Below are 14397 nucleotides of genomic sequence, written 5' to 3'. Positions count from 1 at the left end.
CGCAAAAGCGCCGCCGGGCAAGTTCACGGCTTAATTAATTTGAGTTTTAGGGATTTCGCCTTCATCCGGCTCGGAGTTCACCGCACGCACCGCCTGCGGAGGCACCTGCGCTTTTTGCGCATTCGCCAACGCCTGCAGCACCTGCTGCGTTGGGCCGAATGCATTGACGTTCCCGTTAACCAACAGCAACAGCTTGCTGGTCATCGACAGCAGATTGGTGCGGTGAGTGATCAGGACCACCGTCTTATTACGCTGTTTAAGGAACATGATGGCCTGGTTCAACGCTTTCTCGCCGGCATCATCCAGGTTGGAGTTAGGCTCATCCAACACTACCAACGCGGGATCGCCATACAATGCCCGCGCCAAGCCGATACGTTGCTTCTGCCCGCCGGACAACCCTGCACCACCGTTGCCGATCACCGAATCGTAACCGTTAGGGAAACGCAGAATCAGTTCATGCACACCAGCCAGCTTGGCAGCCTCAATCACTTTCTCTGAATCGATGTCGTTAAAGCGAGCGATGTTCTCGGCGATAGTGCCGGCGAACAACTCGATGTCCTGCGGCAGATAGCCGATATAGGGCCCCAGTTCGTCTTTGTTCCACTGGTAGATGTCGGCATTATCCAACCGCACTATCCCTTCGCTCACAGGCCAAATACCGACCAGTAAGCGCGCCAATGTTGATTTGCCCGACGCACTCGGACCGATAATCCCCAGCACATCGCCGGGTTGAATGGCAAAACTTACGTTATGCAGCACCGCATCCCCTTTCGATCCCGGAGGCGTGGCGGTCACGCCTTCTACGGAGAGCACACCTTCCGGACGCGGCAGCGACATGCCGGTACCACGCTGCGGATGCGTTTCCAGCAGCTTGACCAAGCGGCCATAAGAAAGTTTGGCCGCGCTATAGCTTTTCCAAACGTTAATGACCTGCTCGATCGGCGCCAACGTTCGCCCCATCAATATAGAACCGGCGATCATCATGCCGGGCGTGATGTGCCCATCAATCGCCAACCATCCCCCCAGGCCCAACACTAAGGACTGCAGCGACATACGCACGAACTTGGTGATTGACGTGACCCGCGATGCGCGTTCGCTGGCGATGCGTTGGCTGTTCAAGAACCGCTGGTGCAGACCGAACCACCGGCGTTTCAGGTTAGGCAACATCCCCAAAGCCTCGATCACTTCGGCATTTCGCAGATTGGTGCTGGCCAAATTACCTGACATGATCGACAGCTTGCTGGCTTCTCCCAGCGGCTTTTTCGAAACCACTTCATTGATTACCGCCAATGCGATCAGCAACAGCGCACCGACCAGGGCGAAAAGGCCCAACCAAGGGTTAAAGAGGAATATCACCAACAGATAGATCGGAAACCACGGCGCATCAAAGAAGGCGAACAGCGCGCTACCGGTGAGGAATTGGCGCAGATTGGTCAAATCGCTCAGCATCTGACCGGCGTCAGACGAACCGTTTTTCAGATTCGCTTCGTAGGCCGCGGTATAGACTCGCGTGTTGAGACGCATATCCAGCTGGCTGCCGATGCGGATCACCACCATGCTGCGCACGTATTCCAACAGCGACATCATGCCGAACATGCCCAGCATGATCAGCGTCAGCATTAACAGCGTGATTTCATTGCGCGAAGGCAGCACCCGGTCGTAAACCTGGAGCATATAAATGGAAGGAACCAGCATTAACAGGTTAATAAACGCAGTAAATATACCAACGGTCCAGAAGACTTTGCTGCGTGTACGTATAACATCCGCAATTTCGTTGCGCGGGATAAATTGATTCACGTTCTGCCCTTACATCATGTGCACTGTCAGTCCAATCCGCATTGACCCCCTCCCTAAAGAAATTCCTAAAAAAAGAATTATCCCGAGAAGGCTCACCTCAAAGAAATGCCCGAGACTGCAGATACTTTCGTTAACTATAGGTAGAGAAAGTGAAAACCGGCAAGGTGGGCCATAAAAAAAAAGCCGATCAACGCGCCTGACAAAAGCCAAATAAAACAATGCGATATGAGAAAATAAAAGCAAGAAGGGAAGATAACGAAATGGAATAACTTAGAGAGAATGACGCCGCTCACAAAATTAAACATGCGGGGGATTACGCCCCCGCATTATTTAACCCCAAATAGTTCCATGTGGAATTATTTGTTCTTGCAGCTTTACCCTTAGGCGTAGTGCAGAGTATCCACCAATTGCTGGTGGTTCTGGCCAGTCAGGTATACGACGGTATCATTAAGATCCAGCGCGTGGTTATCATTGTTGTCGATAATCACATAGGAGCTGGCGGTATTGCCGCCACCGCTGAATACAACGGATGCCACACCCACTTTCGACGTCAGCGAGTTGTTGCCATCCAGACCGAGAATACCGCCCAGAAGGCCGATAACGCCATTGGTCAAACCGCCCACCAGGGTCCCCAACAGCGCATCCAGCGTATCTGCTGAGCGCGTGCCGTAGTCCGCGACCGCCGTGCCGCTGGCGTCATTGGAGATAGTCAGGCCGCCATGGTTAACATCGACAATCTTGTCTTTGAGGCTGCTAAAGTCTTTGATGGTCACACCGGCCTGCGTATTACTCGCTTTGATGTCGTAGATGTTCGCACCCGCACCGCCGGTCAGCGTGGTGTTGCCAATCACGCCCAAAGTGTCGGCAGCGCTTGAGCCTTCTACGGTCAGTTGATAACCGTTCAGACCCAACGCCGTCAGCACAGGCGCAAGCAGGTTGGTAGTGACGACGCTCAGCGGCAGAATGTTCAGCAGTTGAATGATAATGCCGTCACCGGTGCCGCCATGGCTGGAGTCGAGATTCAGACCAGCGGTGTTAGTGGATGCATTGATATCACGCACGTTGCTAAAACCGCTGCCCAGCGTCAGATCCAGCGCGTGATCACCGGTCACGTTGATGGTCTGAACCTGCGCATTGGTGCCGGCCAACGACAAGATATTGTCAAAACTACCGGTCCCGCCCGAAGCCACGTTCACCGTACTCAATGCAGTACCACCAATCAGGCTGCTGCTGCTGTTCAGGCTGATGGCGCCGGCATTCACGTTGGCAGAACTCACCGCATCAAAGTTGATGTTGAAGTGGTCGGTGGCGTTTTGGACGAAGGTAAAGTTCAGCGTACTGGCGGAGGTCGCGTCACCTTTCACTTCCAGCTGTGCGGCGTTACCGCCGGCAGCGTTGATGACGTTGACGTTAGCCAGGCCGGAGATCACGAAGCCTTGCGTCCCCAGGTTGGTCGCCGCTGCGTTCTGGGTGACTGTGCCGCCCGTAGTGCCTTCTACCGTAGACGTGCCGTTGGTCAGGCCAAAGTCGAAGGTGTTGGTTGGCGTAGTGACGCTGGTGGTGGTCGGTGAACCAATCAGCGGTGTCGTAATCAGCGTACCGACAGACTTACCGATATAGCCGGTCAGATCAATCTGCTCAAAGTTCGAGAAGTTGTTGGCGTTGCTGCTCACTGTGCTGGTGCGAACGCCCAGGGCGTTCTGGTTAGTCACTACGGTTTTGGTGATGAAGTTGGCGGATATGGAGTCGGTACCTGCGCCGCCATCAGCCTTAACCGTGTTCGCGACAGTGTTCGCCCCACCGGAAACACCGTTGCCCGCCCAGTGCAGGCTGTCGTTACCGGCGCCGAGGTTAAACTTCGCCGTGCCGGTCGCGATGTTTGCCGTCGAAGTAACGACCACGTTGTCTGCGCCGGAGCTGGCATTCAGGATCACGTTGCCGTTGTTGACGGTGACAGCAACCCCTGGGTTGACACCGTTGTCAGACAGGTTAACCGTTGCCGCGCTGGTGCCGTTGATGGTCAGGTTGGCCAAGTGATCGGCGAACTTCAGGTTGACCAGGCTGGCGGCATTGGCGTTCAATTGGACATTCGTCAGTACAGCTGTTTCGGCGTTGCTAATTTGGTGTGAAGCCCCGGTATTTACTGTTCCCGTAGCGTTACCGCCCGCAGCCGTTGCGGTCAGCGAAGCTGCCGTTTTGTACAGCAGACTGGTACCGATATCAAATTCGAACCCATGCTGTTGAGTTACAGTTGTGGCATCAGTAGCAGTCGAAGTACGAAGATCATTAATTATTGCCTGTGTAATCAATGACTTGGAAGAAAGCCCACTATAAAGTGCAAGTTGTGCCGCCGTGGCAGCTGCGCCATGAACGGCAGTATAGACATGCTGGATAAAATCATCGCCAGATAGCTGCGCACCTTTACGCTGGAATTCTGCAGATCCTAAAAGACTGGTAATGAGACTTTCAAAAGACTTGCCAGCTTCAAGTTTTTTACTGTAAGGATCCAAGCCCGCGGCATCAATTGCACGATCAGGAACGGCGAGATAGATAGAGGCCACTTGCTCTTGATAAACAAGCGCCGCCAACTCGCCAGGTGCATAAACCTTGCTTGCTCCATTAAAATGCGTCTGAGCGAGAGCGTCGGATGGTGATACCGTCCCCCTCAGAGAGGCGATGACTTCCAAAGCAACTTGGGCACGCGACGTCCCCCCCGTGAGTTCACTGAGGTAAGTGTTAAGTTCACTTTGCGTAGGCGCACGCTCATAACCTTGCACGAACAGTCTGGTTACAAAGTCAGTATTGCTCACACCTGATAAGTAAGCTCGTCCCTTGATTGCATCCGTAGCCGCATCTAACAGCGTTTTTGTTCCAGCACTTATCGCACTGCCCCAAGTATTAACAATATCTGGTGTAATACCTGCACCTAATACATAATACAGAGCCTGAATATCGGCGGCACCACTTCCTGAGGAAGCTGCGGCGCTTGCAGACGGATAAAGTATGGTATCAATAGTATTCGTGAAGGAGTCTTGTGCAGCTAACTGTGTCGAATCAAAACCACTGTAATCCAACACCCCATTGACAATCTTGGAAAGAATCTGGCCAACCGTTCCGCCACCAAGCAATTCCGTCAAAACGGCCCCTGATGGAGCTTGCCCATAAACGTTGGTGTAAACGCTCTGCACAATTTCCGAGGTAGTCTTTCCAGCATATAAGGCTTGCCCTTGAGCTGAAGACAGTAATGTTTGTACATAACCATCCGAAGTAACCACTGCTCTTTCTAACTGTCCCCCGATAGAGTCATAAGCAGAGATTGTTGATTTTGTTCCCAATACTGCATAAAGAAGAGCTGCTGCTTCTTGTTGATACGCTAAACCAGCCATTATAGTTCCCCTTGCAATGCTAAATGCAAACTGTTTAGAGAAGCCGAAAGATAAGAAGAAACGAAAGACAAAATTGAACCTAAAAGAAAACATAAAGGTTCACGATTTGAGTTAAGTTCACCAATCAAAGCTTGTCAAGAACAAGGGGGCCATTAAAAAAACAACTATAAATCAACCAGTTAAAAAATAAATTAAATAACTAAGATTATTATTATCATGCAATTATTTTAGCAAAAAAAAACCCAGGGAGCCCTGGGTTTCGAGTTACAAGAAATAAATAAAGAAACGCTAGCTGCTAACTATATGATTTTTCATCTTTCTGCCGAAAGCGACAGCAGGTTCTTCTACGAACTTATAAATCACATGAGAAATTGGAATTGTTACAATTACCCCGATGATAGCCCAGAAGAGCTTCCAATTTGAATCGAGTGTATCGGAAAAATATTCAAACAAAACAAGAATTGAAGGATGAATCAAATAAACAGAGTAACTTATTGTCCCCAAAAAAACAAAGAAACGATTTTGCAATCTCACTTTCGTTGTAAAAATGAAAAAGAGCACGACACTCAACAGATAAGTGATGATATAGCGAATACCATTACCAAATAAACCACCATATGCAAAACTACATATTACTGGAATCATAAATACATAAACAAAAATATACCTTCCACATAACTTCTTCGCGTAATAATCACCATGAAGAATATATGCACGCCACATCCCACCAAACATCATTAACGATAAGGCAAGTGGCAGAGCAACAGGAAGAGAAATTCCACTAAAATAGCGAACCCCACCTAAGAACAAAGCAAAACCGAGCATTACCAGAGAAAGATAAAAATTTGTCCTGAGATTATTCAATATTCCCATCACAAAAAGAAATACGCATAACGCATAGAAAACCAACTCAATAAATAATGTCCAATAAACACCAACGATATCTCTAACCCCAAAAGCAGATTGAAACATAGTGATATTAGACAATATTTGAAGAATAGGATATGACGCGCCACAAAAATAGCTGACGACTAAAAAAATAAAAAGCGATACCCAGTAGGCCGGATAAAGACGAAAAAAACGAGAGATGAGAAAGGCTTTCACACCACCATTCTTTTCTTTAAAACTAAAAGGGATAATAAACCCACTAATAATGAAAAAAAGTACGACGCCAATCTTTCCAATATCAATAAAGTCATGAAATATGACCGAAGAACTCAAATATAAAGGAACAATAAAATGTGCTATAACGACACCAATAGCAGCTAAGCCACGTATGGAATCCACATACTCCAATCGCCCAGGGACCCCGGAACTAGCTTTCTGCTGAGGTAGGTCTCTGTTCATATCATCCGCCAAAATAAAATTTCGTTCCATACAAATTACAAACTCAAGAATGGATTAGGTAATAGCCTGCAAATCAGTAACCGCTATTAATGGTCAAAATAAAGGCAGTATTGATAGATGCGGTTTCCTTCCCAACATTTACAATATTGATAATAGCCTGACCTGCCTTCTGAACGATAGCTGAATAAATCACACCTGGTACACCGAGTGCGGGAGTAACAGAGACAACAAGAAACCCCTCCTTTATCCGATCATCTCGCACCGTCAGCTCGCCTGAGGAACCTACAGCGACTGAAACCTTATATACTTCTGTCTTTACAACAAGATCGAGGAATTTATCAATCTGCCACTCTCCTGGATTCCCTTCCTTAGTGCATACCCATTCACAAGGCATACCCGGATAAATATTTTTATTAATCGCTCTATCACCTCGTTTAAACTTTCCTTTTTTTGGGAGACCAAAGTACGTGGTTTTATACCCCAAAGATTCATGATCGCAAGAAAGGTAACTTAATGAAGTCGGGTTTAATTTGAAAACAATAGCAGAGTCATTATTTATTATATTGTCCTTGAAAAGAACCGTGTCCGTAAGATTGACCTCCGAGTAAAAAACAGCAAAACCTGAGGCGGTACTTATTCTGTTTCCGGAAAATATACTGCCAGACACATCACCCAGCATAATATGCCCCATGTTTTTTTCAGAAACTACATTTCCTGAGAAAGTCGTCCCACCCCCTATTTTCAACACAGCAGAATCCTTGCCTGATTTCGACTTCAAACTATCAGAAAAAAAATTACCTTCAATGACGCAATCTCTTGCGCTCAGAAGGGTTCTGCACCGAGAGACTCGATTGTTTGATATCGTTGCATGATTAGCTGAAATGCCAGGGAAATCGGCTTTTTCAGACAATGCGCAATCAGATACAAAGTTTTGAGAGATAATAGTATTCTCTACATCAACACCATTTTGTGAACTAAATGAAATCCCCGCCTGCTGGGTATATTGAACAGAATTTCCTGAAATCAGAGTTTTATTGCTAGAATGCCTCTGAGGGTTATTATAAACTGCATTATCTATAACAATGCCAAATCTTTGCACTGCCGTAATATTATTATCCACAACCTTCAGGTTTTCTATATTTGTAAAAGAAATACCGTAAGAGGTATTCTCGACTGTATTCCCTTGCACTAACAAATTATGGAAATAAGTTGAAGACCCCTTTACCTCGTCATTTAATGTTATCCCACCGCCATTGGTTCCTTTAAGCCCATAACGATCGGCACCGCCATGAACGCGGTTATATATAACTTTACCATCTCTAGAATCCCGGCTGCCGGTTTTCAAAAGAATACCGTCACCATTGTGGTTATAAATATGGTTATCAAATATCATCCACCGAGAGCTAGAACGTACTACTATCCCCTCTTCTCCTAAATCATGCAAAGTGCAGTGCATGACTCTGAAAGAATGGCTGCTAGTGATGGCAATTGCATCTGTTCTAAAACTTATATCCAAATTAGACAATGAGAACCCAGTACAGCGCTCGATCAAAACACCACTCGCAGACTTACTCCATAACTTCTCCACCTTTGAGGAACTTAAAATTACATCTCTGATAGAAAAATTACGCCGCTCTACAGCACGAAAAAAGTACTCCGTATCGGAGTCTGAATCCAAGTAAATTAATCCATGGCCGAAAATATGGCAATTAGAAGGAAGTTCAAATGATGCACGAGAAAGTCGGTATTCTTTTTCAATATTAATATTGACAATGTTGTTTTCTGAAAGCTCATGGGCTTTAGAAAACATTAAAGAAAAGGCAGTATAGTAATCAGATACCACACCACTTGACTCAGTATTCGCTTTGTCAGCTTGTTTAGGAAGAAACATTTCTGGACTTAAAGTAACTTGTCCCTCGATAGTTTTAACCCCTCCCATTACAGAGTCTCTGACAAACTCAACTTGATTTGCTTTTGGTAATGGTTCTGCACTAGCTTTAAATGAATAAAGTCCAGCAGCACCTACCAAAAACTTGCCAACAAGCTCTCGTCTATTCATACTTCCCCCTCAGTCATCGCTTCAATACGCGCCGTCTCTTTTCAACACCACGCCTATAGTTTTAAAAAGAATTGCGATATCATTCCAAAGCGCCCAGTTTTTTACATACCAGGCATCAAAGTAGACACGCGTATCATAGTCTATATCATTTCGACCACTGACCTGCCACAAGCCGGTCATACCAGGCTTAGCCATCAAATAGTAATCAACATCACCGGCATAGCGACAAAGTTCCTCTTCAACAACGGGCCTAGGTCCCACCAGGCTCATCTCACCAATGAGAACATTCCAAAGTTGAGGTAATTCATCCAAACTCGTTTTCCGAATGAATGAACCAATCTTTGTTATTCTCGGATCATTTTTCAGTTTAAAGTCAGTTGCCCACTCTTTACGAGCATCCTCGTTCGTCCTCAATATCTCTTCCAATACCTCTTTAGAATTTAGAACCATAGACCTAAATTTCAAACATTTGAATTTCTTTCCATTATGACCAACACGCTCATGACCATAAATAGGACTACCGCCATCGCGAGAAATTTTATATGCCAAAATTAAAAGAACAGGAGAAAGAAGAATTAATATAGCTAATGAGCCAAATATATCGAAAGTGCGCTTAATCAATCTCGATGATCTTTTTGCCAAATTATTACTGACACGCAGAATCATGACTTCATGGCTGAAGATAAATGACATATCTGTACCATAAAGAGGAACACCACGCAGTGTCGGTATTACAGAAATAGAACGGCAATTATGCTTGGCAAGCTCTTTTAACCAATAATCTCTTTCTGCATGCTGTTCGAACTCAAGGGCAATGATAAATTGTGTATTATCCGTATCTATTCTTTCCCAAAGTTGCTTCTGTGTCGCAATTACAGGAACCCCAAGAAAAGTATCATCACAAGGCTCACTAGTACATACAAATGCAGACACCTGGAATCCTAAGACCTCTTCGCTTTGCAGTGCGACAAATGCTTCTTTAGCATTTCGACCAGTGCCTATAATAACGGTATCTTTTTTCCAGATACCAAATTTGTTAAGAAGCCGCTTTGTAAATGCTCTGCTTAAAGGCAGAAGAGTTATGATCATCACCCAAGAAAAAAGCCAAATATATCTGGAAAAATCCCATTTCGAAAATGCTACAAGGGCCAAGTCAAGGACAGAGAAAATGATCAATGTTCTAATCACTTCTTTAAGTTCAAACCAAAATGGTTTCCGATACGTATAATGCCGCAACCGCGTCCAAAACCATAAGACACAGAGCAATGACAGTATAAATTGAGCTAACGCCCTTGTGGCAAATTCAGTTTGTGGTAGGAATTGCTCAATCCCTCCAAAAATAAAATAAATCACAATGCAAGAGAGATAAAATGACGCATTGAAAATAATAAGATCAGATATAGCTAAAGCGAACTTTGAAACAAAGCCACTTACATTTTTTTTAGTACCCATTGAATCATCTCGTCTGATACAGTTTAATTCAAAATAAACAGCATTGAATTCACCAGAAATAATAGAAGCAGAAACATTAAAGTAATTAATATTGTATGCGTTTTTTCTCTGAGAAGTCTTGCCATTTATTCGAAACGTACGCATCGATCTCTTTTCTAAACCTTGCAGTAGAAAATTTCTCAGCATGAGTTCGACAATCTAATGGACTGATTGATTCACTTATTACATCAAATTTTTCAATCGCTACAATCAGTGAGTCAACGGATTGTTGTGGGAAATGAATACCTGTCGCAGAAGATTCGCCATAGGGTCGCACAGTTTCGAGGGATCCCCCTTTACCAAAAGCGATCACGGGTGTACCGCAAGCTTGTGCTTCAACAGGAGTAATTCCAAAATCTTCTTCAGCAGCAAAAACAAAAGCTTTCGCTTTTGCCATCAAATTTTTCATAGCCTCATCGCTTTGATAGCCTAATATCTCAATATTTGTATTTTTTCCGGCGACTTTTTTTATTTTCTCCATTTCGGAACCATCACCAATAACAACTAACTTTTTTGTTGGCATATGAGCAAATGCTTCGACGACTAAATCAACCTTTTTATATGGTACCAAACGGGATGCCGTAACATAGTAATCATCTTTATTATCGACCAGTTCATAGCGCTGAACATCTACCGGAGGATAAATGACATCAGCATCACGTCCATAAACCTTTTTTATTCTCCGTGCGATAAACTGTGAATTGGCGACGAAATGATCTACTCCATTTACAGTTCTGTAATCCCACATACGCATTTTATGTAAGATATATTTCGCAAGACTGCCTTTAAAACCACGATTCAACCCTGACTCTTTCAAATATTGATGTTGCAGATCCCATGCATATCTTATCGGAGAATGTACATAGCTTATGTGAAGCTGGTCAGGTCCGGTCAGCACTCCCTTCGCGACAGCATGGCTACTTGAAAGGATAACGTCATGGTGACTAACATCTAATTGTTCAACAGCAAGAGGCATCAGGGGAAGATAGTTTTGATATTTAGATCTTGCCTTTGGCATTTTTTGAATAAAACTAGTCTTAGCACGCTTGTTTTTAAACGCATCCATTCTGGTTTTATCAGATAAAAAATCGATAATAGAATACAGTTCTGCTTCAGGATAGAGCTCAAGAAACTCTTTTATCACCTTCTCGGCACCAGCAAAAGTCACTAACCAATCAGCTACAATTCCAACGCTTATTTTATCATTTAGCATTATTTCCTCGCGTAACATATAGCCTTAGTCAATCAAAAATTTTATTTTTCAATGCATTGCAGATGGTTTCATCGCTAAAGTTCATACTAATGACTTCATTTAATTTCCCATCGAAGTGAACTCTTGGTTTCAGCGCACTAAGCCCCTCACCCAATGATGCGATATCTTTAAAACAAACGATAACATCGTGACCTAATTCCTTTTCTGCCCATAAAAGAAAATCGCTTTCAACGCTTATAACTCTTACACCAGCACTGAGTGAATAGAAAAAACTCCCGCTGACAATCATGTCACTATCAGCATGGGCGATAATAAGTCCCTGGGAATTATTAATGAGCAAATGAGCCTCATTATCACTTAGGAAGCCAGCACGAATATCAATGTTATCTCCGGCTATTCCAGTTAAATAACTTAAGTACTCAGTGTCATCGCAACTTCCAGCAATCGTTAGTTTAACATTTTTGGGCACAGCAGCGATAAGCTGATCCAGCTTCTTATATTTCGTGATTCTTCCAAAAAAAACATAAGAAAGTAATGGTGGTTCAACAGCTACGACCGGAATAACGGATTGATACAAAGGATGAGGGATATAACGTTTATTATCCTGACTAGCCACCGGAGAGTGCATGATAACTGAATCATATAAAGACTCCAGAAAATCTGTATACTGTCTGGCACGTTTAATATCAGACTCAACCGCAGCATGCGGATAAAAATTATGCCTCACATAAACAACCCTCCTCGAAACAAGTTTAAATAGCCACGTTTTGAGGTAACACTTAGTGAGACAATAGAAGCTAATCCTTCCCTTTTTATTAATTAACCCAGACTCGAGCCAATTAACAAAAGCATAATCAAACTTTCTAAATTTAAACTTTGCAAGACTCAGCAATAGCTCTTTTGATGTATGCCCTTCGATACTGCCAAATTTAGACAGGAGGATTTTAAATCTGTTACTGTATTCATTGACGCCATTATTTTTAGGGTAATATAAAATTCTCATATAATCACATATACCCAATCATGATTCAGTCACATCCCAAAGGTCATATGGAAACGCTTGGAAGAGCTTTGGCACAAGGCTATTCATATCTATAGGTTCTGCGTGTTTAAGCTTGAATGCTTCATCAACACTTTTGGCCACTGGATAGTAATCCCGTCCAGTTCCTTGATAGTAGTCATCGTATTTAAACATTGATTCACCACTTTCACCATCGAGGAAAATAGCAGGTATTCCGTATGCTTCTGCAATGATAACGCCATGTAAAGAACTAGAGATGACGAATGAACTATTTACAATTCTACGAGTGAAGTTTAACGCCCCCTGCCTTGGCGAGCATAACATATGTCTATATTTTTCGTATTTCCCCATATCTTCATTCATGTGAGGAATGACAAGAACCTCTCTCTGCAAACGTGCATCTTCTAAAATTTCCTTGCTAAAAATGCTAGGTAATAAAAGCGCAGGGTCTCCATAAACCTCAGGTACATCGATCCCTTTGTCTTGCAGAACTTTACGCGTCTTGGGTCCACGAACTGCACGAACATCCAAGCGAGAAAAATCTAACTTATCTAGAGGTATTTTTCCATTAACACCGGTCCCCCAAACGCAATCGCCCTGGTTGGCAAAATGCATGACGGAACCAATTGATAAGAGTTTATTAGATGAACTTTTCTTATCCATAATTTCTTTATCTTGGAGGATAAGCATTTGCTCAACAATTACCTTAGCCAAATGATCGCCGGCATTAGGAATACCATCTTTTGGTTCCCACCAAAAAACACGCTTGCGCATTTTATCATTTTTTGAAAAACTTAAATTTAACATATGAATACAATTCCAGATATGTGTGGTATGAGAACAATAAAATCAATGCACGAGCTTTTATTTCTGCATTTCGTCTAGTCGCTGGGAGCAGCCATTCGACAAAGTAACCAACAAAAAGGTAGCTGAGGAAAACTGATATCGACGCGCCAAACGCACCCAAGGTGGGGATAAGCGCAGCATTAAGAATTAAGCTTAATGCCAAGCCAAATAGATTTCTTACAATAGCAAAGCGTTCCAACTTGAAGACGCTATAATACAAACCACTGAGATTAACAATCACCAGAACCGGGAGTGCCAGCATTAACATAGAAAAAACGGCTATTGACTCTTTAAACGCATCGCCTAGCAAAAACGGGATCAGAATGGGCGAAATTATAGCAAGAAAGACACTCATAGGGATGCTAATCAACATACCATAGAGATATAGCTTCTCTAAATAACTCTCTTTATCAATCTCTTTATTTTTACTGATGTAAGGCAGAAACACACCAGCCAGCAACGATGGAATTGATAATAGCTGCTCAACCAGTTTATAAGCGCCCGCGTAAATACCAACACTTGCCGTCCCGGCCATAATAGATAACATAAACTGATCAGTCCTCATGTTTAATTGGACTACGACTACCGACATCCAAAAAAATAAAGAACGACTAAAAAGATGCTTTCTTATTATTCCACGTGATGCCGCGCTGCGTACCTTTGTAATCTTCATTTTATGCTTTTTAGTCAAAAAAACACAAATGATGTTTATTAAAAGATTACTAAATGCATAAGTAAAAAGAAGGTAAATAAAATTGCCCGGCCCGCTAAAACAGATTGCAATCCGGAGCAAAGCCAAAGCAAGAGACACAGTAAGTCTAACTTTAACTAAGATCTGATTTTTTAAATTAGCTTCAAAATGATAAGTGAATATTTCAAATGGAGATGCGATAAAAGCAATTAGCAAACCATAAAAAATCACATCATAGTTGTTATAGTATAAGAATATTGCAGCAAAAGAGAGAAAAAAAAGGGAGCTGGCAATTTTTATGTAAAATGCCTGAGAGAATATCAGCGCTTCTCGTGCAGGATCTTTGAGCGAGGAATACACTCGCCTAATACCAAACTCTGAAACCGTTACAGCCAGAGCATAATATAGCTGAAAGATAGCAAGTCTACCAAAGTCCTCCACTCCCAAATACCGGATAATAACCACATTGGAAATGAGCAAAATGAGCGTAGTAGAGAACTTCTCAAAGATTAAATAAATGAGATTGGATAATAACTTTCCCATTAT

9 protein-coding genes are annotated in these 14397 nt (G+C 43.4%); all 9 read right to left on the bottom strand.

The features are described from left to right. Positions 1-30: 30 nt before the first annotated feature. Positions 31-1797, bottom strand: coding sequence for a type I secretion system permease/ATPase (locus HWW83_RS01745; RefSeq protein ID WP_033642470.1), 1767 nt, complete (start codon positions 1795-1797; stop codon positions 31-33). A gap of 380 nt (positions 1798-2177) precedes the next feature. Continuing rightward, a complete protein-coding gene (locus tag HWW83_RS01740; protein ID WP_047575273.1) occupies positions 2178-5183 on the bottom strand; it encodes a DUF4214 domain-containing protein in 3006 nt (1001 codons plus the stop codon). 288 nt (positions 5184-5471) lie between these two features. Further along, entirely contained in the window at positions 5472-6560 is a 1089-nt protein-coding gene (locus tag HWW83_RS01735; protein ID WP_226772986.1) for an acyltransferase family protein, read from the bottom strand. Between the two features lie 43 nt (positions 6561-6603). Then, complete coding sequence (locus tag HWW83_RS01730) at positions 6604-8589, bottom strand: right-handed parallel beta-helix repeat-containing protein (RefSeq protein ID WP_176588946.1); 1986 nt, start codon at positions 8587-8589, stop codon at positions 6604-6606. A 21-nt stretch (positions 8590-8610) separates the two neighbouring features. Continuing rightward, on the bottom strand, positions 8611-10041 hold the full coding sequence (gene wbaP / locus HWW83_RS01725) for an undecaprenyl-phosphate galactose phosphotransferase WbaP (RefSeq protein ID WP_047572113.1): 1431 nt from the start codon (positions 10039-10041) through the stop codon (positions 8611-8613). An 85-nt stretch (positions 10042-10126) separates the two neighbouring features. Beyond that, the gene (locus HWW83_RS01720; RefSeq protein ID WP_047575279.1) at positions 10127-11293 is read right to left on the bottom strand and encodes a glycosyltransferase family 4 protein; all 1167 of its coding nucleotides are present in this window, start codon (positions 11291-11293) and stop codon (positions 10127-10129) included. A 28-nt stretch (positions 11294-11321) separates the two neighbouring features. After that, a complete protein-coding gene (locus HWW83_RS01715) occupies positions 11322-12296 on the bottom strand; it encodes a glycosyltransferase family protein (RefSeq protein ID WP_069100907.1) in 975 nt (324 codons plus the stop codon). 18 nt (positions 12297-12314) lie between these two features. Next, entirely contained in the window at positions 12315-13121 is an 807-nt protein-coding gene (locus tag HWW83_RS01710; protein ID WP_176588945.1) for a polysaccharide pyruvyl transferase family protein, read from the bottom strand. Further along, positions 13093-14394 (bottom strand): oligosaccharide flippase family protein, encoded by a 1302-nt coding sequence (locus tag HWW83_RS01705; RefSeq protein WP_069100908.1) that lies wholly within the window; start codon positions 14392-14394, stop codon positions 13093-13095. The genes HWW83_RS01710 and HWW83_RS01705 overlap by 29 nt, the downstream gene beginning before the upstream one ends. Between the last annotated feature and the right edge of the window lie 3 nt (positions 14395-14397).

Origin of the sequence: Serratia ureilytica (genome assembly GCF_013375155.1) — a bacterium.
Classification (GTDB): domain Bacteria; phylum Pseudomonadota; class Gammaproteobacteria; order Enterobacterales; family Enterobacteriaceae; genus Serratia; species Serratia ureilytica.
Note: the sequence above shows the minus strand (reverse complement) of the source record. Positions and strands in the feature narration are given on the sequence as shown.

Coding starts and splice junctions, on each gene's coding strand:
- HWW83_RS01705 (WP_069100908.1), bottom strand. CDS start 14,394: ATGGGAAAGTTATTATCCAATCTCATTTATTTAATCTTTGAGAAGTTC.
- wbaP (WP_047572113.1), bottom strand. CDS start 10,041: ATGGGTACTAAAAAAAATGTAAGTGGCTTTGTTTCAAAGTTCGCTTTA.
- HWW83_RS01720 (WP_047575279.1), bottom strand. CDS start 11,293: ATGCTAAATGATAAAATAAGCGTTGGAATTGTAGCTGATTGGTTAGTG.
- HWW83_RS01730 (WP_176588946.1), bottom strand. CDS start 8,589: ATGAATAGACGAGAGCTTGTTGGCAAGTTTTTGGTAGGTGCTGCTGGA.
- HWW83_RS01715 (WP_069100907.1), bottom strand. CDS start 12,296: ATGAGAATTTTATATTACCCTAAAAATAATGGCGTCAATGAATACAGT.
- HWW83_RS01735 (WP_226772986.1), bottom strand. CDS start 6,560: ATGGAACGAAATTTTATTTTGGCGGATGATATGAACAGAGACCTACCT.
- HWW83_RS01710 (WP_176588945.1), bottom strand. CDS start 13,121: ATGTTAAATTTAAGTTTTTCAAAAAATGATAAAATGCGCAAGCGTGTT.
- HWW83_RS01740 (WP_047575273.1), bottom strand. CDS start 5,183: ATGGCTGGTTTAGCGTATCAACAAGAAGCAGCAGCTCTTCTTTATGCA.